This window comes from bacterium, assembly GCA_026708055.1.
Taxonomy (GTDB): domain Bacteria; phylum Actinomycetota; class Acidimicrobiia; order Acidimicrobiales; family CATQHL01; genus VXNF01.
The window spans coordinates 1-22,801 of sequence record JAPOVS010000074.1 but is presented as its reverse complement, the minus strand read 5'-3'; the positions used below and the strand labels follow the sequence as shown (position 1 = coordinate 22,801).

Below are 22,801 nucleotides of genomic sequence, written 5' to 3'. Positions count from 1 at the left end.
CGTGCGCGCTGGGGTCTGACGGTTCGGTCACCTGCTGGGGCTACAACGACGACGGGCGGGCGGACGCGCCGGCGGGGAGTTTCACCGCGGTGTCCGCCGGCGGCAGGCATTCGTGCGCGCTGCGGTCTGACGGTTCGGTCACCTGCTGGGGCTACAACTACGGCGGCAAGGGGGACGTGCCGGCGGAGAGTTTCACCGCGGTGGCCGCCGGCGAGTACCATTTCTGCGCGCTGCGGTCTGACGGTTCGGTCACCTGCTGGGGCCGCAACGACGACGCCCGGACGGACGCGCCGGCGGGGAGTTTCACCGCGGTGTCCGCCGGCGGCAGGCATTCGTGCGCGCTGCGGTCTGACGGTTCGGTCACCTGCTGGGGCTACAACTACGAGGAGCATGATTGCGCGGCGCCGGCCCCGGACGCACTGGGCGAAGACGTCCCCTGCCCGGACCGCCGCGACTACGACGGCCGGGCGGACGCGCCGGCGGGGAGTTTCACCGCGGTGTCCGCCGGCCGCAGGCATTCGTGCGCCCTGCGAGCGGACGGTTCGGTCACCTGCTGGGGCTACAACGACGACGGCCGGGCGGACGCGCCGGCGGGGAGTTTCACCGCGGTGTCCGCCGGCGACAGGCATTCGTGCGCGCTGGGGTCTGACGGTTCGGTCACCTGCTGGGGCGACGACGACGACGGCCGGGCGGTCGCGCCGGCGGGGAGTTTCACCGCGGTGTCCGCCGGCTGGGATCATTCGTGCGCGCTGCGGTCTGACGGAGCGGTCACTTGCTGGGGCTACAGGCGCTCCTATCATCCGCCCTCGTAGAGTCCGCGGGCGACTCAACCTGTGTAGGTCTGTTCCGGCAGGTGACCCGCCCGAGTAGCGCCGAGGTGTGACGGCCTCGACGGCGCTGCGTAGAGTCCGCGCCAGCGGATGTCTCTGCCGCCCGTGACTCGGTGGCTGCTCCCGGCTTCGACGATCCAGCGTTCCTGGCCGACCCCGACGAGACGCGTCAGGCCCTCGCCGCCGAGGCTGCCGCCCGCCGCGCCGCCGAGGCGGAGGTTGCGGCCCTGCGCGCCCGACTGAACGAGCAGGTGTAGGAGCGAGCCGAGCGCGCGGGCCCGCCGGACCGCTGCGGCAGGCCGTGCGCCAAGCCGGTACCGGCGGCCGGTCGGAGGAAGCCGCACCCGGCTCCGGCCGGCCATGGTGGGCTACGGACTTCGGCGGCGCAACCCGATCTGAGCGCACTTCGCTCCTCGACTCGGCGGGCCGCTGGTGCCGATTGTCGGGGTTGTCGGCTGGGCGTACGCTCCGCGCATGAGTTCGGAGCCGATCGTCGACGTGGTGCGAGGCGCCGGTGCGGACGGCCCGGCGGCCGGGCCGCTGCGAGGCTTGCCGAGAATCTGCGGCATAAGTTCTGCTATGCTGACTATGCTGTCTACATGAGAACGATGATTGTGTTGCCGGACCACCACCACGCCGAGGCCAAGCGCCGGGCGGCTCGCGAAGGCATCTCGATGTCGGAGTACATCCGCCGCCTCGTGGCGAACGACCTGACCGACGGCACGCCGCCGGGCGACCCTTCGGTCATCTTCGGGATCTTCGACAGCGGAGGTACGAGGATCGCCGACGGGAAGCAGGCCATGATCAGCGAGGCGATGAACGAGAAGTTCGCCGCGAGGAGGCGCTGAACCGTGGGGCCCGCCTTCGTGGACACCAGCATCTGGTACGCCGCCGCCGACGCCGGCGATGCCGACAACCACGTCGCCGCCTCGCTGCTCGCCGGGCACGCCGGGGAGCTGGTCACGAGCGACGTCGTTCTCGCCGAGTTGTGGAGCCTCGTGAACGCACGCCAGGACTGCCGGACCGCGAACCGCCTCGTGGGGGCGATCACGTCGGGCATCAGCCGTGTCGAGTGCACGACCGGTGCCGACCTCGAGGCGGCGTCGCTGGCCCTGACGGCCTTCGGCGATCAGGTGTTCTCCCTGACCGACCGTACGAGTTGGGCGCTCATGGAGCGCCTGGCGATCACCGACGCACTGTCGCTGGACGACGACTTCCGCATCTACCGCTACGGCCCCCAGCGGCGTCGGGCCTTCACGATTCACCCGTAGAAGGGAACGGCACAGGCGCCCCGCGACAGTTGGCTGTGCGGGCCGGGTGTAACTTCCCTCCGATGGTGCCGCCCAACATCCTCCTGGTCATGGCGGATCAGCTGGCACCGCACTTCACGGGCACCTACGGCCATCCTCTCGTGCGCACGCCGTCCCTGGACGCCCTCGCCGAGCGCGGGGCGCGCTTCGACGCGGCCTATTGTGCCTCGCCGCTGTGTGCCCCGTCGCGGTTCTCCATGCTGGCCGGGCGGCCGCCGTCGCAGATCGGGGCCTGGGACAACGCCGCCGAGTTCCCGGCGTCGGTCCCGACCTTCGTGCACCACCTCCGCCTCGCCGGTTACCGCACGGTCCTGTCGGGGAAGATGCACTTCGTGGGGCCCGATCAGCTGCACGGCTTCGGGGAGCGTCTCACAACCGACATCTATCCCGCCGACTTCGCCTGGACCCCCGACTGGGACGCCGCCGCTGAGCGGATCGGCAAGTGGTACCACAACATGGACAGTCTCGCCGAGGCGGGACAGGCGCTCGCCACCTACCAGATCGACTACGACGAAGAGGTCGGCCACGCGGCGGTGCGGCACGTCTACGACCTGGTGCGCCACGGCGACGGGCGGCCGTTCCTGCTGGTGGCGTCGTTCATCCACCCCCATGACCCGTACGTAGCCCGCCCGGAGTGGTGGGACCTCTACGACCACGACGCAATCGACCTGCCCGAGGATCCGCCGACGGTGCCCGAGCCGCACGTCCGGCGCATCCGCCGAGGCATCGAGGCCGACACCGTGGGCTACAGCGAGGCGCAATGCCGCAATGCCCGCCACGGCTACTACGCCAACACCAGCTACTTCGACTCGTGGCTGGGAAGGCTCACAGCGGCGCTGGCGGAGGTGGGCGAGTTGGACCGCACCGTGGTCATCGCCACCAGCGACCACGGCGACATGCTGGGCGACCGCGGCACCTGGTTCAAGATGTGCTTCTACGAGCGGTCGGCGCGGGTGCCGCTCGTGGTGGCGGGTCCCGACGTGGCCAACCGCAGCGTCGCCAACTCCTGCTCGTTGCTGGACCTGTTCCCGACCCTGCTGGACGTCGCCGGCGCCGGCGAGGAACCCTCCGTCCCGCTGGCCGGGCGCAGCCTCTGGTCCAGCGCCACCGGCGGCGAGGACCCCGTCGACGAGACGATCGGCGAGTACACCGCCGAGATGACGTCGCACCCCATGTTCATGATCCGGCGCGGCCGCCACAAATACATCGCCTGCGAGACCGACCCGCCGCTGCTGTACGACGTGGAGGCCGACCCGCTGGAGCGCACCGACCTGGCCGACGATCCCGCCCACGCCGCCCTAGCGGCCGGATTCGCCGCCGAGGTGGCCCAGCGCTGGGACGCCGCCGCGATCAGGGAGGCGGTGCTTGCCTCCCAGCGCGCCCGCCGGGTCCTGCACGAGGCCATGGGTGCCGGCGATCGACACTCCTGGGACTACGCCCCGGCGCGCGACGCCGCCAACGAGTACGTCCGCAACCACTCGGACTGGGCCGAGGCCGGACCCCGCAGCCGCTTCCCACCGCTCGGCTGAGGGCGGCGAGCGGTTGCGAAGTTCGACGCGGCGGAAGTTCCCCGAGACGGTCTGTCGAGGAGCCCACCGGGGTGGGCCGACATCCCCATTTGCAGGCTTCTCGCCTATCTGCGGGAGATGAGGCCGAGGATTAGGGCGCGCCCGTAGGCTGGCCGCGTGCGGGGGATGCGATGAGCGACGTGGCGCGGCGGCTGGCGGAGGCGCTGGCCGCCACCGAGGGCGCCACCGAGGCGGGCGCCGCCAAGCTGGTCCGGCAGAACAAGCTGTACGTGCGGGACCGCCTGGGATTGCTGTTCGACCCCGACACGTTCGTGGAGGACGCGCAACTCGCCAACGCCACCGCCGAAGGGCTGCCCGCCGACGGCGTGATAACGGGACGTGGCCTCGTGGAGGGGCGCCCCGTTGTGGCGGTGGCCAACGATCCGACGGTGAAGGCGGGCTCGTGGGGTGCCCGCACTGTCGAGAAGATCGTCCGGGCCACTGAGGTGGCCCTGGCCAATGAGCTGCCGATCTTCTGGCTGGTGGACTCCGCGGGCGCGCGCATCACCGACCAGGTAGACCTGTTCCCCGGCCGGCGCGGAGCGGGGCGGATCTTCTACAACCAGGTGCGGCTGTCGGGGCGGGTGCCGCAGATCTGCTGCCTGTTCGGGCCCTCGGCCGCGGGCGGCGCCTACATCCCGGCGTTCTGTGATGTGGTGTTCATGGTGGAGGCGAACGCCTCCATGTACCTGGGGTCGCCGCGCATGGCCGAGGTGGTGATCGGCGAGGTGGTGTCGCTGGAGGAGATGGGCGGCGCACGCATGCATGCCACCGTCTCGGGCTGCGGCGACAACCTCTTCGCCGACGACGAGTCGGCCATCGAGGCGGCCCGGGCGTGGTTCTCCTACCTGCCGACCTGCTGGCGCGAGCCCCCGCCACAGACCGAGCCGCTGCCGCCGGTCCGGCTGCTCGACGGCTCGGCGATACCCGCGGAGGCGACGCGGGGCTACGACATGCGCCGGGTCATCGACGGGCTCGTGGACGCCGACAGCTTCTTCGAGCTGAAGCCCGACTTCGCCCCCGAGTTGATCGTGGGCCTGGCCCGCCTCGACGGCAACGCGGTGGGCATCCTGGCCAACAACCCGGCCATCAAGGGCGGGGTGCTGTTCAGCGACTCCGCCGACAAGGCGGCGCGCTTCATCTGGCTGTGCGACGCCTTCAACGTGGCGCTGGTGTACCTGTGCGACGTGCCGGGGTTCATGATCGGCACCGAGGTGGAGCGCGGCGGCATCATCCGCCACGGCGCCAAGATGATCACCGCCGTCTCCGAGGCCACGGTGCCGCAGGTCTCGGTCATCGTGCGCAAGGCCTACGGCGCCGGCCTGTACGCCATGTGCGGGCCGGCCTTCGACCCCGACGCCTGCCTGGCGCTGCCGAGCGCCTCCATCGCCGTCATGGGCCCCGAGGCTGCCGTGAACGCCGTGTTCGCCAACAAGATCGCCGCCATCGCCGACCCCGACGAGCGGGAGGCCTACGTCGCCGCCCAGCAGGAGGCCTACGAGGCCGACGTGGACCTGCTGCGCCTGGCCTCGGACCTGGTCATCGACGCCGTCGTGGCGCCCCAGGACTTGCGCGAGGAGCTGATCCGCCGCCTCGCCCTCGCCGCCGGCAAGGACCGCCACTTCTCCCACCGCCACCACGGCATCCCCCCGGTCTGACCGTCCGCCGGCGGTGCACATCCGGACGAGGGCGCGGCCGACCTGTGGGGGCTGCGGCGGCGCGTTGTGGTCTGAGGGATCGGCGGCGGTGAGCCTGGTGGGCCTGGCGGCGTTCGGGTGGCCGGCGCGCCCCATCTGGCGCAAGCAGCGGTGGCGCTGCCCGGCGGCGGAGTGTCCGGTCAAGTCGTTCACCGAGGCCGATCTGGACGTTCACCGGTTCTGCTGACGCATCTTGTGCATGAGTAAGCATGATAATATCATGATATATAATTTAATATATGGATATGAGAGACGATGTCCGCGGCGGGCCGGTTCGGCTAAGCTTGGAACGGCGGCGCCGCGAGAGGGGAGGCGAGCGTGAGCGTGCTGGCCGAGTTGGACCCCGATGTGGCGTACCCCGCCACCGAGACCGTGCCTGAGTCATCGCTGCACTCGCTGGTGCGCTTCCTCGCCTTCGGTGCCCTGCGCGCGCACTTCGCGGGCCGCGCGGGCTGCTACGTGGGCCACGACTTCAATGTCTACTACCGCCCGCTCCCGGCCCCCGCGTTCGTCGCCCCCGACGTTTTCGTCTGCTTCGGCGTGGATCCCGGCCGCCTCGAACTGGCGGCCAGCTACCGGCTGTGGGACGCGGGCGCGCCGCCATCCTTCGTGCTGGAGATTGCCTCGGAGAAGACGTACAAGAACGACTTGGACGGCAAGCCCGCTGTCTACCTGGAGATGGGCGTCGACGAGTACTGGCGCCTCGACCCCACCGGAGGCGAGTTCTACACGCCCGCCCTGCAGGGAGACCGGCGCGTGGGCGACGCCTGGGCGCCGATAGCGGTGAGCCCCGACGACGACGACGGCGGCGGCCTCCGCGGCCACAGCGCCGTCCTTGGCCTGGACCTGCGCGCCGAGATCCACCGCCTGCACTTCCACGACCCCGCAAGCGGCGCCTGGCTTCCCGACCCCGACGACACCCGCCGCACACTCGACGAGATCCGGCACGAACGGGACGCCGCCGAAGCCCGAGCCGAAGCCGAAGCCGCCGCCCGCCGAGCCGCCGAGGCCGAGATTGCGGCCCTGCGGGCCCGGCTGACCGACGAGACGTAAGGAGCACGCCGAGCGAGCCGAGCGCGCGGGCCCGCCGGACTGCTGCGGCTGGCCGTGGGCCACATCGGCGCCGGCGGCTCTTGGCGGCCGGCGATCCAGGGGCCAGAACGGTGCGATCGCCGGCGTGAGCGACCAGCACCCTGGCTTCGATCGCCGCATCTGACCGTCGGGTATTCTCCGCTCATGGGCGCGGACGTGGGCCTCGACGTGCTGGAAACCACCGGAGCCGGCGCGCCGACGGCCGGGCCGCGTGGGAAGATCAAGGCCAAGGACTACGAACGGGAGTTGGCCCGCCTGCAGGAGGAACTGGTGCGGCTGCAGCGCTGGATCCGCCACAAGGGCCTCAAGGTGGTGGTCATCTTCGAGGGGCGCGACGCCGCCGGCAAGGGCGGGGTGATCAAGCGGATCAGCGAGCGGTTGAACCCGCGGGTGGTGCGCGTGGTGGCGCTGGGCACGCCCAGCGACCGGGAGAAGACCCAGTGGTGGTTCCAGCGCTACGTGGAGGAGTTGCCCGCCGCCGGCGAGATGGTGCTGTTCGACCGGAGTTGGTACAACCGGGGGCTCGTGGAACCGGTGATGGGGTTCTGCACCGAGGACGAGTACCGCGAGTTCCTGCGTTCCTGCCCCGAGTTCGAGCGGATGCTGGTGCGGTCGGGGACCATCCTGATCAAGTACTGGTTCTCGGTGAGCGACGCCGAGCAGGAGCGGCGCTTCCAGAACCGGATCAACGACCCGAAGCGGCGCTGGAAGCTGTCGCAGATGGACCTGGAGGGTCGGGCACGCTGGGTGGAGTTCTCCAAGGCCAAGGACACGCTGTTCGCGCACACCGACATCAAGCAGGCGCCGTGGTACGTGGTCAACGCCGACTCCAAGAAGGCGGCCCGGCTGAACTGCATCTCACACCTCCTGTCGATGATCCCCTACGAGGACGTGCCGTGGGAGGAGGTGGAGCTGCCCGAGCGCCAGGAGCGGGTCGGCTACGTGCGCCCGCCCATGTCGGATCAGACCTTCGTGCCCGAGGTCTACTGACCGCTCTCGGAGTCCGACAGCGCCCGGACGAGCTCCTCGAATGCCCCGTCGGCGATGGCGACCATCTCCCCGTCGGTGCGGTCCTGGATCGGATGGCGGGTGAACACCGTGGCAGCCTCGAAGCCGAGCGCCTCGGATTGCGCGCCGGCCGCGGTGGCGAAGTGTTCCGACAGCACGAACACCGCCGGTGTGCCGCGGCGCTCCAGATCGCTGACGTCGTGCACACTGCACGACACGCAGGATCCTCAATCGGCCAGAGCCTCGATCACGGCATCGCAGTTCGTGGCGATCTCGTGGCGCAGGTCCACTGGGGCCGGCTTGGTGTAGGCGGGCTTCGTGTAGCGGTGCACGGTGGCGCCCAGTTCGATGAGTCGTTCGCCGATCCGGTCGAGGAACAGGTTGCCTCGGGGCTTGGAGATGTCGAGCAGCCCGACGGTGCGTCCCACCAGCGAGGAGGGTCGGGCCACCCGCTGCCGGCTCGCCGGCGCGGTCTCGGCGGTGGGGTCGAGGACGGTGGTCATGGCGCAGGCTCCTGACGGTGGGGGAGCGGTGGATCGGGGATCACGAGACGATCTCGCGGGTGACGGGATCACTGCCGCGGGGACCGTTGACCCAGCCGGCCATGATCCCGGTGAACGGACCCGCCGGACCGCCGGCGTGGACGACGAGCAGACCACCGGGTCGGAACTTCCCGATGCGCCGCCCGGCGGCCTGAGGCGGGAGGCCCGCTTCGATGCCCCCCGAACCGGCGAGCAACTCGTCGGCGTCGACCAGCAGTTCCTCGCTGAGCTCGGCCATGAAGCGGTCCCTGCTCCAGCCGGCCTCGGCGAAACGGGCCATGTGCTCGGGCGGGATGACGAGCATTCCGTCCAGTGCCAGCATCACCCGGGGCGACGCCGTTGCCCGCAGCGCCAGCGCCAAGTGCTTGGTGAGTGACTCGGGGCTGCGGGAGCGCTCGTCGAAGAGGATGCGGGGCGACTCGCCGGCGAATGCGGTCACCGTGGACTGGTCGGGTCGCCAGCCGCGGCTCTCCGCCAGCGACGTCCACGGCGAGGAGTCTTCGGCCTCGGCGATGCAGAAACCGACCTTGGCCGGCGAGCCGAGAGTGGCCCGGTCGGCGGCGCCGGGGCGCCCCCCGCCCACGTTGCGCACCACCAGTTGCACAGCCCGGCCTATCGTGGAGTTCGCCCGGTTGCCCTGGCCGAGGGCGTTGATGCCGGTGTTCATGCCGATGCGCTTTGCCACCGGGCCGTTGACGATGAGGACCGGCCCCACGCTCATGGTGGTGGCCAGCACCCCGTGCATGTTGAACTCGTCGGTGCACACCGCCTCCACCGCAGTGAGCACAACCGGCAGGTACTCGGGCCGGCAGCCGGCCATCACGGCGTTGACAGCCGCCTTCTCGACGCTGCATTCGGCGAGGTCCGGCGGCACGGTCGCCACGACCTCCTCGGGCCCCCGTGTCGTGCCCTCCAACATGCGGAGTACCCGTTCCTCCGTGGGCGGCACGACGGGCAGCCCGTCGGACCAGCCCCGGTCCCACATCGCCTCCCACTCGTCCTCGAGGGCGGCCAACTCGACGCGGCGGCTGCGCAGTCCCGAACCGCCGAAGCGTGCCGCCGACCGGTCCGCGTGCGCCGGGTCGACGCTCAGGGAGCCGCAGCCCGGGCGATGGGCGGGAAGGCCGCCGCCCAAGCCGTCGATGCCCGACAGTCGCTCCCAGTCCTCGCGTGACCAGCCTTCGGTGCGCCCGGTCTCGGCGCCGCCGGTGACCCGCAGCAGCGTCGGAACCGTCTCGATGCCGTGGTGCCAGGAGAGGGCCAGGTCATCGTCGTGGAGCACCCAGCAGGCGTCGGCGGGGAACGCCGGGTCGTCCTGCGTTATGACCGTCAGGCCCGCTCGCTCCCGCAGGTCCTCCAGCACCGGGACCACAATCTCGCACGTCGGGCAGTCGCGCTTGACGACCGCCACCAGCCCCTCCGGCAGGGGCGGCGCGGTCTCGGCCAGCGCCTCGGGTGCGATCGATCGGTTCACGGGCCGATTCTCTCACGACCGACAGGACAGCGTGACGGCGATGGGTGAAGCGGCTCTAGCCGACCTGAGGTTCGGGTAGGTCGGGCACTGTCTCGTCGTGCAGCCAGGACTCCACGAGGTCGACGGCTTCGGATCCGGCGAACTCGTCCACGATTCCGAGGTACTCCTCGGTGTCGGTCGTGCCGCCGGCGGACCTCTCGTCGTGGGCGCGCAGGATCGCGGAGAACGTCTCGTCGCCGGCGTGGAGGCGCAGCGCGTGCAGCGTCATGGCGCCCCGGAAGTAGACCGATGGCCCGACGAGTTGTTCGAGGGTGATCCCCTTGGGCGGTGTCCCCGGGGAGGACGGGAGTTGCCGGTGCAACCGCCGCATCTCGGTATGGAAGTCGAAGCCGTAGTGCTCGGCGGCGAACATCAGGTGCAGGTAGGTGGCGAACCCCTCGTTGAGCCAGATGTCGTCCCAGCGCTCGAGGGCGACCGAGTTGCCCACCCACTGGTGTGCCGCCTCGTGGGCGATGATCTCCGCACTGAGGATGTCGAGTCCGTGAACCGGCAGTGTCTGGTTCTCCAGAGCGAAACCGAGGTCGAACGGCAGCACGAGCGTGCCGTAGGCCTCGAACGGGTACGGGCCGAGAATCTCCTCGATGAAGGCGATCACCTCGGAGGTGACCGTCAGGGCCTCGCCGACCTCCGGCGCCGCGCCGCCGGGAACGTAGTCCCGGAGCAGCGGACCGGCAGCGTCGGGCCGGCCGCGGTCGACGCGCTCGAAGTCGCCGACGTAGATGGCCGCCACATAGGTGGCCATCGGGTCGTCCATCCGCCACGTCGTGGTGGTGCGGCCGTCGGCCGTGGACTCGTCGACCAGCAGCCCGGTGGCAGCCGACGATGCGTCGTCCGGCACCGGATCGGCCGGGGTGCCGGTCGTCTCAGCGCCCGGCGGATCGCTTGGAGCCGAGGTGTCGCCGGTTGAGACGGCGTCGGCCGAGGTGGTCGTGGTGGACTCCGCCGGCGCAGTGCCGGCGGTGGACCGTGGGATCGGGCCGCTCCGCAGTCGTAGGCGCCGCACCGCGGCATACAGCAGCCACAGCAGGCACCAGACCACCACGGCGATCAGCAGGACGGTCTCGTCGCCGGCCCTGAGGCCCGGAGGGTGGAACGGCTCCACGAAGTACCGGGAGACGAAGCCTCCCCGGTACGGGGTCTCGCCCGCCAGGCGCCAGAAGTGCTTCTCCCACACCGTCAGCGGGCACGGCTGCCCGGCGAGGTTGATCGCGGCGGTCGGCGCCAGCACCAGCAGGTACCATCGCATCAACCCGCGCCGGCATGCGGAGAGCGGGGCACCGGCGATGAGGAAGACGATCCCCAGCCCGTGCACGAGTGCGATCGCGACCGCCAGTGCCACCCAAGCCCCCACGGTTCAAAACTACCGCGACGCCCCGAAGCGGCGAACGGTGAACGGGCGACGATCTCGTGCAACACTGGTCTCCGGCAGGTCACGGGGCATTCGGTTGGCCGAGGAGCGCCCGGCGCGCAAAGTCCCCACCTCCCCGCTGAGTCAGAGAGAGGTCCGGCATGAGCAGCAGTCCTGATCCGAAGACCGTCGTCATCATCGGCGCGCTGGACACCAAGGGCGCCGAGTTCGCCTTCGTGAAGGGGCTCATCGAGGCCGACGGGGTGGACACCCTGGTGGTGGACTTCGGGACGATGGGGGAGCCCGAGTTGGAGCCCGACGTCACGCGGGCCGAGGTGGCCGCGGCGGCGGATGGCGACATCTCCTATTTCGCCTCCGGCGATCACAAGGACGAGGCGATGCAGACCATGGCCGCCGGCCTGGCAGTCGTGGTCCGCCGGCTCTACGACGAGGGGAGGCTCGGAGGGATCATCGGCATGGGCGGCACCGGCGGCACCTCCATCGCCACCACGGGGATGCGCGTCCTGCCGGTGGGTGTGCCCAAGGTGATGGTGTCGACCGTCGCCGGCGGTGACGTCAGCGCCTACGCCGGCGCCAGGGACATCACCTTCATCCCGTCGATCGTGGACGTGGCCGGGATCAACAGCATCAGCCGGGCCATCTTCGCCAACGCCGCGGGGGCGATCGCGGGCATGGTGCGCCTGGAGCACCCACCGGCGGGGGAGGAGCGCCCGCTGGTCACCGCCTCCATGTTCGGCAACACCACGACGTGCGTGGAGCGGGCCCGCGGCGTCGTGGAGGCGGGCGGCTACGAGGTCCTGGTGTTCCACGCCACCGGCATCGGCGGCAACACCATGGAGGCGCTGATCGCCGACGGCTACATCGCCGGCTCGCTGGACATCACGACCACCGAGCTGGCCGACTACGTCTGCGGCGGCGTCTTCAGTGCCGGGCCCGAGCGCGGCAAGGCGGCCTCCGCTGCGGGCATCCCGGCGGTCGTGGTGCCGGGATGCGTGGACATGGCCAACTTCGACGCCATCGAGACGGTCCCCGACCGGTACCAGGGCCGGAATCTGTACGCCTGGAACCCCAACGTCACGCTGCTGCGCACGAATGTGGAGGAGAACGTCCGGATCGGCGAGATCCTGGCTGCCGCCGTCAACCTGGCCACGGCGCCGACCGCCGTGCTGTTGCCCATGCGGGGCGTTTCGATGCTGGACAGCGAGGGGGAGAGGTTCTGGGACCCCGAGGCCGACGCGGCGTGTTTCGACGCCATCCGCAACGGCCTCCGGGCCGACGTCGGTGTGCATGAGATAAACCACAACATCAACGATCCCGAATTCGCCGACATCGCAGCCAACACGCTGCTGGAGATGCTGTGGGTCGTGAGCGGTTAGGAGCGGTCGAATGGCAGTTTCACGGAGCGAGATCCTCCGGCGGGTGCACGCCGAGGTTGCCGCGGGCAGGCCCCTGGTCGGCTGCGGTGCCGGCACCGGCATCTCCGCCAAGTGCGCCGAGGCGGGCGGCGCGGACCTCATCATCATCTACAACTCCGGGCGCTACCGCATGGCCGGGCGCGGCTCGCTGGCCGGCCTCATGCCCTACGGCGACGCCAACGGGATCGTTGTGGAGATGGCCGCCGAGGTGCTTCCGGTGGTGGCCGACACGCCGGTCCTGGCGGGGGTCTGCGGCACCGATCCGTTCCGCCTCATGCCGGTGTTCCTGAAGCAACTGAAGGAGATCGGCTTCTCGGGGGTCCAGAACTTCCCCACGGTCGGGCTCATCGACGGCTCGTTCAGGAGCAACCTGGAAGGCACCGGCATGGGCTACGGCAAGGAGGTCGACGCCATTCACCAGGCGCACCTGCTGGACCTGTTCACCTCGCCGTACGTCTTCGACGAGGATCAGGCTGTGCTGATGGCCGAGGCGGGCGCCGACATGCTCGTCGCCCACGTGGGGCTCACCACGTCGGGCTCCATCGGTGCCACCGACGCCATGACCCTCGACGAGGCCATCGAGACCGTGGAGGCGATCGCCGGGGCGGGCCACGGGGTCCGCGACGATCTCCTGGTCATCTGCCACGGCGGCCCCTTCGACGAGCCGCAGAACGTGGGGGAGGCGCTGTCGAGGCTTCCCGCCAGCGTCGGGTTCTTCGGAGCCTCGAGCATCGAACGCCTCCCCACCGAGCGCGCCATCACCGAGCAGGTGAGGTCGTTCAAGGCCCTCGAACTGGCCTGAGAGGCGCCGTCGCGTGGTTCGACGCTGATCTAACGGCGGCGATAGGCCTCGCGGCGATGCGCGACTCGAACAACGAGGACCACCAGTTCATCGTCGAGCACTTCGTACACCACCCTGTAGTCGCCGACGCGTACGCGGCGGAGGCCCCGCAAGGCTCCTTTCAGCGGGTAGCCCGCATGCGGCTGCTCGCCGAGGCGATCGATGGCGTACACAATGCGCTCGCGATCCTGGCGAGCAATCTGTGCCAGGTCTCGGGTCGCGCTGCGCTTGATCCGAACCGAGTATGCGGCCATCGACGACGGCTGCTGCGCCATCCCTCGTTCTCGGGTCGCGCTGCGTTCAATCCGAGCAGAGCAACTCGTGTCTGACCCGGTCCCAATCGAGTACCGGGTCGGCTGGGTCTCGCAGGCGCTCAAGGGCCGCCTCGAGATCGTCATAGTCCTCCAGATAGCGTTCCAAGGCCTGGCGAATGATGTCGGCTCGGCTGCGCTTCAAATCCGCGGCGGCCGCATCGAGTGCCTCAACAAGCTCGTTGGGGACCCGGGCGGTGATCTGGCTCATGCGGACTCCTTGGCCGGCCGGCGGTCGATCGAGTTGTTTGACATCACTGTAATGTCAGGTGATCCCACTGGCAACAAGCAACGCGCGCACCGGCATTGTTCGCCGGTGCCGGGCGACCGGCTCGGGCCCGCGGATCGCTACCGGACCGGCCCGAATCCTGTGCCGCCGCGCATCGAGGCGGCTGCTTCCGAACCCGGCTGAGCAGGTCGGCGATCGAGCCGGACGATCTGCGACTTCAGATGTGACGCAAGCCGACCGGATCTCGAAGCCGGGAGCCGGCGAGTTCACGTGGAGCCTGGTCGGGAGATAGGGTGCGGCTGTCGCGGCTGCTCACAGGTGCTTTCTGTGCTCGCGGGTTCGAGTCGAGTCGGCGGGCGGGAGCAGGTTGCGACGGAGTTGACCCGGCATTCGCAGAGAGGAGACGCGATGGGTGATCTCAGTGCAGCCGCCGATGCGGTATTGGACGGTGTTGTTTCGGGGTCGCCACGCGTTCCCGGCGTCTCTGCGGTCGCCACCGACCGCGACGGCGTCATCTATGCCGGCGCCAGGGGTGAGCGCGTCCTTGGGGGAGACCCCTTCACGACCGACACCGTGGTTGCGATCTTCTCGACGACCAAGGCCATCGGCGGCACCGCCTGCCTGCAGCTGGTCGAGCAGGGCGACCTGGACCTGGACGCCCCGGCGAAGGAGTACGCGCCGAGGATCGGCAACCTCGAGGTGCTCGACGGCTTCGACAACGACGGCACGCCCCGCCTGCGCCCGCCCCGCGGCGACGTCACGACCCGCCAGTTGCTCTGCCATACCGCCGGGCTCACCTACGACTTCTTCAACGAGACGTACACGAGGCTGGCCAACGAGCAGGGCCAGCCGTGGGTGGTGGATGCCTCCTACGCCTCCATCGAGACGCCGCTGCTCTTCGATCCGGGCGAGCAGTGGGAGTACGGCTCCAACATCGACTGGGCCGGCCTGGTCGTGGAGGGCATCTGTGGCAAGCGGCTCGGCGAGGTCTTCGAGGAGAGGATCCTGGGCCCGCTGGGGATGGACTCGACCGCCTTCTCGATGACTCCGTCGATGCGCGAGCGCCTGGCCACGATCCACGCACGCGAGGACGCCGACGGGTCGCTGATCCCGCTGGCTGGCGTGGAGCTGCCGCCCGACCCGGAGATCCACATGGCCGGCCACGGCCTCTACGGCACGGCGGAGGACTACGCCAAGTTCATCCGCATGTGGCTCAACGACGGGGCCGGCCCCGACGGCGAGCAGATCCTGCGGCCCGAGACCGTCGAGATGGCGGCGCAGAACCAGCTGCCCGAGGGCATGTTCATCAAGATGCTGCCCGGCGTCGGCGCCACCGAGGTGGCCAAGACGGTCCTGCCCATCTCGAACCCGCGCCTGTCCAACGACGCCGAGTTCTTCCCGGGCATGCCGAAGACGTGGGCACTGACCTTCATGATCAACGAGGAGCCCGCCCCCACCGGCCGGCCGGCGGGTGCGCTTGCATGGGCGGGCCTCGCCAACCTGTACTACTGGATCGACCGGGCCAACGGCGTGGGCGGCTTCTGGGCCACCCAGATCTTCCCCTTCGTCGACCCCACGTCGGTGGGCGGGTTCCTGGACTTCGAGAAAGCGGTCTACGACAACGCCGTCTAGCCCAGCTTCAATCCGAACAGGCAGGTCATGAGGCGAAGCGCTTGACGAGGTTGTCGAGGGTGGCGGCGATTGCCCACAGCAGTACGGCCAGAAGCTAGATCCTCGGCCGAGTCCGGTGGCGCTGCCATGGACGACTGACCCGATCGTGGACCAGATCAGCCCGGGCGTGGGTGATCACGGCACCCACGATCAACAGCCCGCCGACCACCGTCAGGAGTGGCGGCGCCTCGCTCACGACGATCCACGCCGCCAGGATCGAGCAGGGTGTCTCGGTCGTGGCCAAGAGAGCGGCCTCCGCTGCCCGAAGGCGCCGGACCCCCTCGGTCCACAGAATCAGCGCCACAGCGAACACCAGCCCGAACGCCACGGACAGAGGCATCTCGGAGGCATCCATCCCCAACGGGTCGGCCACCACGAGCGCCACCGCGAACAACGCGACTCCTGATCCCGCTTGCGCCAGTAGAGCATCGGTGCCCGGGAAGCGGCGTATCAGCACGATCAGCGAAGCCAGCGCGAGCGACAGGGCCACGGCCAACAGGTCCCCCTCCAGGTTGCCGGCTCCCAGGCTCCCGGCCACGGTCAGGATCATGCCTCCGAACGACACCACCGCGGCGATGACCGTCGATCGCCGCAGACGCTCACGCAGCACGAGCCATCCGAGCCCAGCCGCCATGAACGGAATCGTCGCCATGATCACCGACACGTTGGCCACAGCCGTCTTCTGGAGCGCAGTGACGAGCAGCACCATGGCCGCAGCGTTGAGAGCGAGCAGCACCAACCCCTGGGCGGCTGAGACCGGGTTGAGGCGGACCCGGATCGGATCAGCGTCGCGCCGCCGGCGCCACCAGACGTAGGCCACGATGAGCGGGGTCGCGGTCAGGCCGCGCCAGCTTGCGATCTCCCAGGCACCGCCCTCGATGCTGCGGGTGAACACTCCCGACATACCGAAGCCCAGCCCGGAGGCGAGCATCGCAGCCGCGCCCACCCGCCGCGACCGCGATCCGGTCGTGTGCCGGTGCGCAGTCAACTCGGCTCAGAGGAAGCACAGCAATACATCGGCGTCCAACTTCCTCTGTGTCCGACCTTCCAGCCTATTCTGCGCCTCCCCGGGTCTCATGTCGGCTCCGGTGCACGTCTGCGGAGCCGGCGGTCGGGGCGGTGTCCGGTCGTTGTCCAGTCTTCGGGTCCGCGGTCGGCGAGACTTGTCCGTGGATGCGGTTTCGGCAATCACCCAGGGCGGCCACCGGTCTCGCCCTGGTCGTTGTCGCCGCGGTCGCGGTTGCGGCCTGGCTGGTCATCGGCGAACGCGACGAGCGAGTCTCCCCGGGGCCGGCTGCTCCTTCGAGGATTCTCGATGTCAGAGAGGCGGACGCATCCAATCCCGAGTTGGTCGCATGGGGATCGGAGGTCTACGCCCGGTCCTGCGCGTCCTGTCACGGGGTCGAACTGCAAGGAGAGTCGAATTGGACTGTCCGCAAGGCCGACGGCACCCTCCCGGCACCTCCGCACGACGCATCAGGCCATACCTGGCATCACAGTGATGCGCAGTTGTTCGAGATGACCAAGTGGGGAACGGCCGCTGTCGTCGGAGGTGGCTACCCCAGCAATATGCCGGGTTTCTCCGACAAGCTCGTAGACGAGGAGATCTGGGCGGTGCTGACCTTCATCAAGAGCCACTGGCCCGACGACATCCAGGCGGTACAGGCCCGGCGCTCGCGCTGAGGTCGCGACTTCCTGTATGAGTGAGTCATGAGACGGGGCGGTCCTAGGGGTAGGGCGCTCGTTGTGGGGGTCACCGGCGTCACGCCGGTGCAGGGCCTCCTTGGCGATGAGGTTCGGGTGCCGATGCGAGACGGCGCCGAGATCACGCTCGGGCGCCTGGCCACCCACAGTTCCGGGCTGCCTCGGCTGCCCGACAACCTGGCGCCGGCCGATTGGGCCAACCCGTACGCCGACTACACCGTCGAGCATCTCTACGAGTTCTTGGCGGGCCACAAGCTCGCTCGAGGCATCGGTAAGGCCGTCGAATACTCGAATCTCGGATACGGCCTGCTGGGCCACGCGCTCACGCTCGCGGAGGGCACCGACTACGAGACGCTCATCGCGCGACGGATCCTCGAACCGCTGGAGATGTCGGACACCGCGGTCGAGTTGACGCCGCCGCTGCGGGAGCGACTCGCCCCCGGACACGACGAGGAGCTCCAGCCGGTTCCCAACTGGGATATCCCGGCTCTCGCCGGCGCCGGAGCTCTGCGTTCGACAGTCAACGATCTTCTGACCTTCCTTGAGGCCAACCTCGGGTTGCGCCAGACGCCTCTACGCGAGGCGATGGCCCGCACGCACGTCCCGCAGGTCACCGATCCGGGGCTGGGAATGGATATCGGGCTGGCGTGGATAATCGCCGACGAGGGCGACCGCCGGATCGTGTGGCACAACGGCGCCACCGGCGGCTACAGCTCGTTCATCGGCTTCGATCCCGAGACACGCGAGGGGGTCGTCGTTCTGTCGAACTCGGTGATCAGCGTCGACGGCCTCGCCTACCGCCTGCTGTTATCGGTCCAATACGGGCCATAGCTGGTACGATTCGGGCCAATGGTACGCGTCGGGTTGGAGCGGGTCGAGGCGTTGGAGTTGCTTGGCATCGTCATCGCGCATCTCAACGTCGCCGAGGCGTCGGGCGAGTTGTCGCCCCGGATCCCAACGCTCCTCGCCATACGCGACAAGCTGGCTGCGGGCCTGCGGGAGGAGCAATGAGCTACAGCGACGCCGATGTGGCCGCCGCGAACGCGGCGCTGGACAAGTACCGCAGCGGCCTCGACTACGAGATCGGCGCCGCGCTCGCCGTGGTCGGCCTGAGTGCCGAGCGGGCCCACAAGGAGATCGCCATCCGCGACGACCTGATCCGCACCGCACACCGCATCGGCGCGTCGCTACGCCAGATCGCCGAGGCGGCCGGGCTGGGCCGCAAGACGGTCACCGCAATCGTCGAGGCCGACCCGCTTCGAGCGTGACGCCGGCTCACCCCTGTCCGGACCGACCTCCAGCTGACCGACTCGCTCCGGCGCGTCGGCGGTGCGCGTTCCCGGAGTTCCGGTTCCCACATCTAGTCGCACGGGATGACGCGGTCGCCGACCTCAGGCGGACGTGTGCGAAACCGTGTCAACTCCAGGGGCTGTGACCTCGGAGTTCCGGGGCGTCATGACGATTCATCGGTGTGCGTGGAGTCGTATGAGTATCCAAAGTGGGGGGGTGCTCACGCTGCCCGCGGTCGGGTCTTTATCCACTCTAGGATCTCGGAGAGGGGGTACCTCCTGGTTGGACCGATCTTGATCTCCGGGGGAAGTCGTCGTCCTTGATGCGTCGGCGCACAGTCGAGGGACTCACACCTAGGAGTTCACAGACTTCCTTGAGCGGCAGCTGTCGCTCTTGCATGATGGCGCTCCTTTGGTTGTCAGGGCGCCGCATCCGGTGCTAGGCCGCACCTTTCGGGCGCACGGGATAGCTTGACCGCATCCGCGCGACGGCCAGCCAGAACGCGTCTCAGACCGCGGGGGTTGGCGGGTTCAGAAAGTCGTCTCTAGCTGGAGTTTCGCGGGAATTCTTGCCCCGGTTCGGCGTGACGATATGCACCCCCGGGGTGGGGTAGACGGGTCGCGGCGGTGGGACCTCTCGGGTCCGCCGGTGGGCAAAGTTAGATGTCGACGCCTCCAGAGTCTGGAGTGGAGATGTCCGGCTGCGGAGCCTCGGTGAACAGTCGCGAGAACGACGCTGTGACCTGCGGCACCCGGCGCTGGAAATACGCCACGACGTCCTGGCGGGCGTCGACGCCGAAGGTGGCGTGCATGGCCGGATCGTCGTCGAGGTAGCGGAAGTCCCCCAGGTGTCGCAGGAAGGTCCGCACGGTCTCCAGATCGAAGCTGACGCCGTGCTTGCGGCAGTACAGGATCAGCCCTTGCTCGATGGCGATGCCGCCGTCGCGTTCAACGCACATCACGTCGATGAAGTCCCGGAGTTGTTTCCGGTCGGTGATGGCCTTGTACTTCGCCGCCGTGATGTCCTCGAGGGAACCGACGAGCAGGCCCTCGACTACCCGCGGCGGGCCCAGCCTGATCTCCCCGGGATTGGCGACGACATCGAGCTTGACGGCGTCGAGTGTCCCCCCGATCATCCGATTCGACACCGATGTCGGGGCGAACTCTCCTGCCTCTGACAGTGCCGTCGCGACGGCGGCGCCGTCGAACGACTCCGGCACGAAGAAGTCCAGATCCTCGCTGCGGCGGTGCCTCAGCCACACCGCCAACGCGGTGCCGCCCATGAGGACGGCGCCGGCCGGCAGCACCGCGGCGACCTTCGGCCACGCCTCCACCGTGCCCTCGGGCAGCAGTCCTCGCAGGTCCTCAAGGGTTGTCACGGCGCCACCGTGCTGCATCGGCGGCAAGAGCCCGACGATCGCGCGGCATGTGCGGCCTGCGAGCCACCTCCTCGAGCGCCTCGACGGGGAGGGCGAACAGCGCCCACCCCCACGACGTCACGTCGTCGCTGGTGAGGATCCGCTCGGCCACGAAGGTCGCATCACGCGGCAGCCGGTAGGCCGAAGCGTCCCCCGACCAGAACAGGTGCCCGAACCGCTCCAGCCCTCCTCGAGCATCAACCCGGCCATCGCCCGCCGCGCCGCCAGCGTCAGCTTGGCGTTGCGGTGCTGTGTGATCTGTGCCATGAGCCCTCCTTGGGAGCCGTGGACTGTTACAGACCCACAGCATCGCCCGGAGGGCTCACCCCAACGGGGACCCCTCGATCCCCTCAACCCAGGGACAACCTCCCCGGTTGTCACAGCTAACGGTCGTTGCCTGGTGTGTCCCGGATTTCGCGCAGTCAGCTTGCTTGACTTCGGGCAGCGGTGGTGGCGTGGCGATCTCGTATTCGACGGGGGTGAGCATGCCGAGTGAGGAGTGCCGCCGTTGCCGGTTGTGGAAGATTTCAAGGTACTCGAAGATGACGTTGGACAGCTCCAGGAGTGTTCTCCAGCGCCGCCGGTTGAGCAGTTCGACTTGCATGCGCTCCCAGAACGACTCGATGACGGCGCTATCGAAGCAGTCCCCGATCGAGCCCATGGATTGGCTGAGCCCGGAGTCCAGGGCGCGTTGGGTGAATGCCCAGGAGGTGAACTGCGCGCCGTGGTCGGAGTGGATTATCGACCCGGCGGGTTGGCGGTTCTCGATGGCCATGGCCAATGCGTTGATGGCGAGGGTGGCGTGGGGCCGCGAGTCGATGGCCCAGCCCACGACGCGGCGGCTGTAGGCGTCCAGCACGACCGCGCAGTAGATCTTGCCTTCCCGGGTGGGGTGCTCGGTGATGTCGGTGACCCACAGATGATCGGATCCGTCGCGGGCGAACTGGCGGTCCACCAGGTCGCTGGCGGTGGGCTGGTTGGGGACCTTGCGCCAGGGGCGCCGGCCCGGCAGGCCGGCCAGGCCGTTGCGGCACATCACCAGTTCAACGGTGCAACGGGCCACGATGATGCCCCGCCCCTGGGTCAACGCGGCGTGGATTCGTCGGGCGCCGTAGGTTCCCCGGGAGGCGTGATGGATCTCACCAATGACCTCCAGCAGCATCGCGTGGCGCACCGAACGCGGCGACGGCAGCCGCCGGCGCCAGCAGTAGTAGCCCGACATCGACTTGCCCAACACCCGGCAGCAGACCTCCACCGGATGGCCGTCAGCTACGACGACGGCGACGACCTCGAAGCGCCTTTTGGGTCGGTCTGCTCCTTGAGCAACTCATTGGCCCGCTTAGTGACCGCCAGCTCACACTCAAGCTCGCGGATCCGCTGACGAGCCGCGGCCAACTCCGCGGATTCCGCTGTCGTCACGCCCGGGCGCAGCCCGCGATCCACCAGATCCTGGTTCCGCCAGTTGTAGATCGTCTGAGCCAACACGCCGAGCTGCGCAGCAACCTCCGCGACGGGCCGACCCGCCTCGACCAGATCCAGCACCTTGCGCCGAAACGCCGTCGGATACCTCCTCGGCACGATGACCTCCCTTCGGTCGACGTGCCCGAGAGTCAACTAAACCGACTGCGAAAAACACGGGGCAGACCACAGCCTCCACAAAACCCAGGGCGATTCATCGGTGCCATGAAGCCTCCTTACATCTCATCACAGCAGAATCCAATAACGCGCCTACGCGAAACCCAGGAAGCACCAAGCTCAACTAGGGGCACGACAGGGAGACACAAACCCCTTTCGTCATAGTGCCAGCAGGAAGACCGCCAACTTCACGGATCGGTGCAGGACCCGTGCTCGTCCATCGTTGCAGACGACCAGCACACTCTTGCTTCGATCCAAGGACACCATCGCGGTTGCGGACCACAACGTGTTGGAACCTTGCATGAAATAGGGGACACCCATGATGGGGATCGGTTGCATCCAACCCATCCCCATGGATTGACCAGACTGGGCGGGAGAACTGAAGAGCCGCAAGAGTGAGTCCTCGTGTAGCAGTCCTGTGCTAGTGCCAGCAAGAAAGATCCGCATCAGGGCACTCCAATCATCAAGAGAGAGATGCAGGCATCCTGCTGAGGAATACACCCGCGGATTGTCACTCTTGGGATCGTCCGGACTTGTCGGCGGACCTTTGAACAGTCCCACGCTGCGCAAGGTGACTCGTGGCCGATGACCGCAAATCTCCTCTGGGGCACCGAATCTGGCCGTACTAATGCCGAGCAGCTGCAATAGGTAGAGTTCCAGCGCTTCTTCGAAACTTGCCTGCGCTGCACGATCGATAGCGGCACCTACAACGATGTAGCTGAGATTCGAATACCGGAACCTTCCAGGTCTGTTAGGAGGGCTCTGGAGACACCGTTCGACAATATCAGCGCGTTGCGCTGGGAGTGGTCTAGTGTCCTTCCACGAGGATTTGAACACGTCACGAGGGAGGTTTGCTGCAAATCCAGCGCGACACTGAAGTGCATCGTGAATCGTTACATCTTTCCATCGCCCATCGACTGATCGAAGACCTTGGAATATCTGAGGTAATGGAGTATCCCACTCCGCGAGTCCGAGTTCAACCAGGCGGGCCCAGAGCGCTGCTGTAATTGACTTTGTACAAGAACCAATATGCCATTTGTCAGACACAAGTACTTGCTCCGACAAGTCGCGCTGACGCACACCTACTACGTGGCTGACGAACTCTCCATTTGAGTCAACGATCGATGCACCGATTGCCGGTACACCATTTCGAACTCGAAACTCTTCCAAGAGCGAATCGACGATCTCAAGACTCGGGAATTCGCTCATGCTCTGACCTTTCTAGGATCACGCAGAGACTTACGCCTACTGCGCTGGCCCAACTCTCTTATGAAAGATAGTGTGGCGCGTGCGCGGCTGGTTTTGGCGATGATCGGGTTGGGGGGCTTGGTCCAGGTG

At 68.4% G+C, this 22,801-nt stretch carries 25 protein-coding genes and 1 pseudogene; 16 read left to right on the top strand and 10 right to left on the bottom strand.

Annotated features, from left to right (window positions below):
* From OXG55_15670 to ppk2, 9 genes are all read left to right on the top strand, one after another.
* A partial coding sequence (locus tag OXG55_15670) for an RTX toxin (protein ID MCY4104673.1) occupies positions 1-812 on the top strand: 812 nt, incomplete at its 5' end.
* Between the two features lie 131 nt (positions 813-943).
* Complete coding sequence (locus OXG55_15665; protein ID MCY4104672.1) at positions 944-1,087, top strand: hypothetical protein; 144 nt, start codon at positions 944-946, stop codon at positions 1,085-1,087.
* A 342-nt stretch (positions 1,088-1,429) separates the two neighbouring features.
* Entirely contained in the window at positions 1,430-1,678 is a 249-nt protein-coding gene (locus OXG55_15660; GenBank protein ID MCY4104671.1) for a hypothetical protein, read from the top strand.
* A gap of 3 nt (positions 1,679-1,681) precedes the next feature.
* Positions 1,682-2,101 carry a PIN domain-containing protein gene (locus OXG55_15655; protein MCY4104670.1) on the top strand — a complete coding sequence of 140 codons (420 nt, stop codon included), beginning with the start codon at positions 1,682-1,684 and terminating at the stop codon, positions 2,099-2,101.
* Positions 2,102-2,163: 62 nt separating this feature from the next.
* On the top strand, positions 2,164-3,669 hold the full coding sequence (gene betC / locus OXG55_15650; GenBank protein ID MCY4104669.1) for a choline-sulfatase: 1,506 nt from the start codon (positions 2,164-2,166) through the stop codon (positions 3,667-3,669).
* A 170-nt stretch (positions 3,670-3,839) separates the two neighbouring features.
* On the top strand, positions 3,840-5,366 hold the full coding sequence (locus tag OXG55_15645; protein MCY4104668.1) for an acyl-CoA carboxylase subunit beta: 1,527 nt from the start codon (positions 3,840-3,842) through the stop codon (positions 5,364-5,366).
* An 88-nt stretch (positions 5,367-5,454) separates the two neighbouring features.
* Entirely contained in the window at positions 5,455-5,592 is a 138-nt protein-coding gene (locus tag OXG55_15640) for a hypothetical protein (GenBank protein MCY4104667.1), read from the top strand.
* A 131-nt stretch (positions 5,593-5,723) separates the two neighbouring features.
* Positions 5,724-6,458 (top strand): Uma2 family endonuclease, encoded by a 735-nt coding sequence (locus tag OXG55_15635; GenBank protein MCY4104666.1) that lies wholly within the window; start codon positions 5,724-5,726, stop codon positions 6,456-6,458.
* 183 nt (positions 6,459-6,641) lie between these two features.
* Positions 6,642-7,487, top strand: coding sequence for a polyphosphate kinase 2 (gene ppk2 / locus OXG55_15630; GenBank protein ID MCY4104665.1), 846 nt, complete (start codon positions 6,642-6,644; stop codon positions 7,485-7,487).
* Here the strand turns inward: ppk2 and OXG55_15625 are convergent.
* From OXG55_15625 to OXG55_15615, 3 genes are read right to left on the bottom strand one after another with little or no spacing between them, the layout of a single operon-like run.
* The gene (locus OXG55_15625; GenBank protein MCY4104664.1) at positions 7,481-8,008 is read right to left on the bottom strand and encodes a UGSC family (seleno)protein; all 528 of its coding nucleotides are present in this window, start codon (positions 8,006-8,008) and stop codon (positions 7,481-7,483) included. The two genes, ppk2 and OXG55_15625, sit on opposite strands and share 7 nt — an antisense overlap.
* Positions 8,009-8,048: 40 nt before the next feature.
* Positions 8,049-9,521: a thioredoxin gene (locus OXG55_15620; protein ID MCY4104663.1), complete on the bottom strand. Its 1,473-nt coding sequence runs from the start codon at positions 9,519-9,521 to the stop codon at positions 8,049-8,051.
* Positions 9,522-9,576: 55 nt separating this feature from the next.
* Complete coding sequence (locus OXG55_15615) at positions 9,577-10,932, bottom strand: DUF2784 family protein (protein ID MCY4104662.1); 1,356 nt, start codon at positions 10,930-10,932, stop codon at positions 9,577-9,579.
* A gap of 158 nt (positions 10,933-11,090) precedes the next feature.
* Between OXG55_15615 and OXG55_15610 the strand changes: the two genes are divergently transcribed.
* Complete coding sequence (locus OXG55_15610) at positions 11,091-12,326, top strand: Tm-1-like ATP-binding domain-containing protein (protein ID MCY4104661.1); 1,236 nt, start codon at positions 11,091-11,093, stop codon at positions 12,324-12,326.
* A gap of 10 nt (positions 12,327-12,336) precedes the next feature.
* The gene (locus OXG55_15605) at positions 12,337-13,167 is read left to right on the top strand and encodes a phosphoenolpyruvate hydrolase family protein (GenBank protein MCY4104660.1); all 831 of its coding nucleotides are present in this window, start codon (positions 12,337-12,339) and stop codon (positions 13,165-13,167) included.
* Positions 13,168-13,196: 29 nt separating this feature from the next.
* On the opposite strand, the gene OXG55_15600 is transcribed toward OXG55_15605, so the two are convergent.
* Together OXG55_15600 and OXG55_15595 are read right to left on the bottom strand one after the other, a co-directional pair.
* The gene (locus tag OXG55_15600; protein MCY4104659.1) at positions 13,197-13,481 is read right to left on the bottom strand and encodes a type II toxin-antitoxin system RelE/ParE family toxin; all 285 of its coding nucleotides are present in this window, start codon (positions 13,479-13,481) and stop codon (positions 13,197-13,199) included.
* Positions 13,482-13,506: 25 nt separating this feature from the next.
* Complete coding sequence (locus OXG55_15595) at positions 13,507-13,728, bottom strand: ribbon-helix-helix protein, CopG family (GenBank protein MCY4104658.1); 222 nt, start codon at positions 13,726-13,728, stop codon at positions 13,507-13,509.
* Between the two features lie 426 nt (positions 13,729-14,154).
* Here OXG55_15595 and OXG55_15590 point away from each other — a divergent pair, with 426 nt between their 5' ends.
* Positions 14,155-15,378: a serine hydrolase gene (locus OXG55_15590; GenBank protein MCY4104657.1), complete on the top strand. Its 1,224-nt coding sequence runs from the start codon at positions 14,155-14,157 to the stop codon at positions 15,376-15,378.
* Positions 15,379-15,472: 94 nt separating this feature from the next.
* Here OXG55_15590 and OXG55_15585 read toward each other — a convergent pair whose 3' ends face one another.
* Positions 15,473-16,363: a DMT family transporter gene (locus OXG55_15585; GenBank protein ID MCY4104656.1), complete on the bottom strand. Its 891-nt coding sequence runs from the start codon at positions 16,361-16,363 to the stop codon at positions 15,473-15,475.
* A 227-nt stretch (positions 16,364-16,590) separates the two neighbouring features.
* Here OXG55_15585 and OXG55_15580 point away from each other — a divergent pair, with 227 nt between their 5' ends.
* Genes OXG55_15580 through OXG55_15565 form a run of 4 tightly spaced genes read left to right on the top strand, consistent with a single transcriptional unit; the run spans position 16,591 to position 18,389 of the window.
* Positions 16,591-17,100 (top strand): cytochrome c, encoded by a 510-nt coding sequence (locus OXG55_15580; protein MCY4104655.1) that lies wholly within the window; start codon positions 16,591-16,593, stop codon positions 17,098-17,100.
* A gap of 27 nt (positions 17,101-17,127) precedes the next feature.
* A complete protein-coding gene (locus OXG55_15575) occupies positions 17,128-17,952 on the top strand; it encodes a serine hydrolase (protein MCY4104654.1) in 825 nt (274 codons plus the stop codon).
* Between the two features lie 18 nt (positions 17,953-17,970).
* On the top strand, positions 17,971-18,132 hold the full coding sequence (locus OXG55_15570; protein ID MCY4104653.1) for a hypothetical protein: 162 nt from the start codon (positions 17,971-17,973) through the stop codon (positions 18,130-18,132).
* The gene (locus OXG55_15565; protein ID MCY4104652.1) at positions 18,129-18,389 is read left to right on the top strand and encodes a hypothetical protein; all 261 of its coding nucleotides are present in this window, start codon (positions 18,129-18,131) and stop codon (positions 18,387-18,389) included. The genes OXG55_15570 and OXG55_15565 overlap by 4 nt, the downstream gene beginning before the upstream one ends.
* A gap of 680 nt (positions 18,390-19,069) precedes the next feature.
* Here OXG55_15565 and OXG55_15560 read toward each other — a convergent pair.
* The 4 genes and pseudogenes from OXG55_15560 to OXG55_15545 all read right to left on the bottom strand — a co-directional run bounded on the left by OXG55_15560 (position 19,070) and on the right by OXG55_15545 (position 22,672).
* Entirely contained in the window at positions 19,070-19,789 is a 720-nt protein-coding gene (locus OXG55_15560) for a nucleotidyl transferase AbiEii/AbiGii toxin family protein (protein MCY4104651.1), read from the bottom strand.
* Positions 19,776-19,940: a hypothetical protein gene (locus tag OXG55_15555; GenBank protein MCY4104650.1), complete on the bottom strand. Its 165-nt coding sequence runs from the start codon at positions 19,938-19,940 to the stop codon at positions 19,776-19,778. The genes OXG55_15560 and OXG55_15555 overlap by 14 nt, the downstream gene beginning before the upstream one ends.
* A 339-nt stretch (positions 19,941-20,279) precedes the next feature.
* Positions 20,280-21,406 (bottom strand): annotated as a pseudogene (locus OXG55_15550) (IS3 family transposase).
* A 216-nt stretch (positions 21,407-21,622) separates the two neighbouring features.
* Positions 21,623-22,672 carry a serine hydrolase gene (locus OXG55_15545; GenBank protein ID MCY4104649.1) on the bottom strand — a complete coding sequence of 350 codons (1,050 nt, stop codon included), beginning with the start codon at positions 22,670-22,672 and terminating at the stop codon, positions 21,623-21,625.
* Positions 22,673-22,801 lie beyond the last annotated feature (129 nt).

Excerpts from the sequence above, each read along its gene's own strand:
- OXG55_15660 (MCY4104671.1), top strand. The coding sequence starts at position 1,430 with ATGAGAACGATGATTGTGTTGCCGGACCACCACCACGCCGAGGCCAAG.
- OXG55_15645 (MCY4104668.1), top strand. The coding sequence starts at position 3,840 with ATGAGCGACGTGGCGCGGCGGCTGGCGGAGGCGCTGGCCGCCACCGAG.
- OXG55_15605 (MCY4104660.1), top strand. The coding sequence starts at position 12,337 with ATGGCAGTTTCACGGAGCGAGATCCTCCGGCGGGTGCACGCCGAGGTT.
- OXG55_15570 (MCY4104653.1), top strand. The coding sequence starts at position 17,971 with ATGGTACGCGTCGGGTTGGAGCGGGTCGAGGCGTTGGAGTTGCTTGGC.
- OXG55_15575 (MCY4104654.1), top strand. The coding sequence starts at position 17,128 with ATGAGACGGGGCGGTCCTAGGGGTAGGGCGCTCGTTGTGGGGGTCACC.
- OXG55_15600 (MCY4104659.1), bottom strand. The coding sequence starts at position 13,481 with ATGGCGCAGCAGCCGTCGTCGATGGCCGCATACTCGGTTCGGATCAAG.
- OXG55_15595 (MCY4104658.1), bottom strand. The coding sequence starts at position 13,728 with ATGAGCCAGATCACCGCCCGGGTCCCCAACGAGCTTGTTGAGGCACTC.
- OXG55_15565 (MCY4104652.1), top strand. The coding sequence starts at position 18,129 with ATGAGCTACAGCGACGCCGATGTGGCCGCCGCGAACGCGGCGCTGGAC.
- OXG55_15590 (MCY4104657.1), top strand. The coding sequence starts at position 14,155 with ATGGGTGATCTCAGTGCAGCCGCCGATGCGGTATTGGACGGTGTTGTT.
- OXG55_15545 (MCY4104649.1), bottom strand. The coding sequence starts at position 22,672 with ATGAGCGAATTCCCGAGTCTTGAGATCGTCGATTCGCTCTTGGAAGAG.
- OXG55_15610 (MCY4104661.1), top strand. The coding sequence starts at position 11,091 with ATGAGCAGCAGTCCTGATCCGAAGACCGTCGTCATCATCGGCGCGCTG.
- ppk2 (MCY4104665.1), top strand. The coding sequence starts at position 6,642 with ATGGGCGCGGACGTGGGCCTCGACGTGCTGGAAACCACCGGAGCCGGC.
- OXG55_15580 (MCY4104655.1), top strand. The coding sequence starts at position 16,591 with ATGCGGTTTCGGCAATCACCCAGGGCGGCCACCGGTCTCGCCCTGGTC.
- betC (MCY4104669.1), top strand. The coding sequence starts at position 2,164 with ATGGTGCCGCCCAACATCCTCCTGGTCATGGCGGATCAGCTGGCACCG.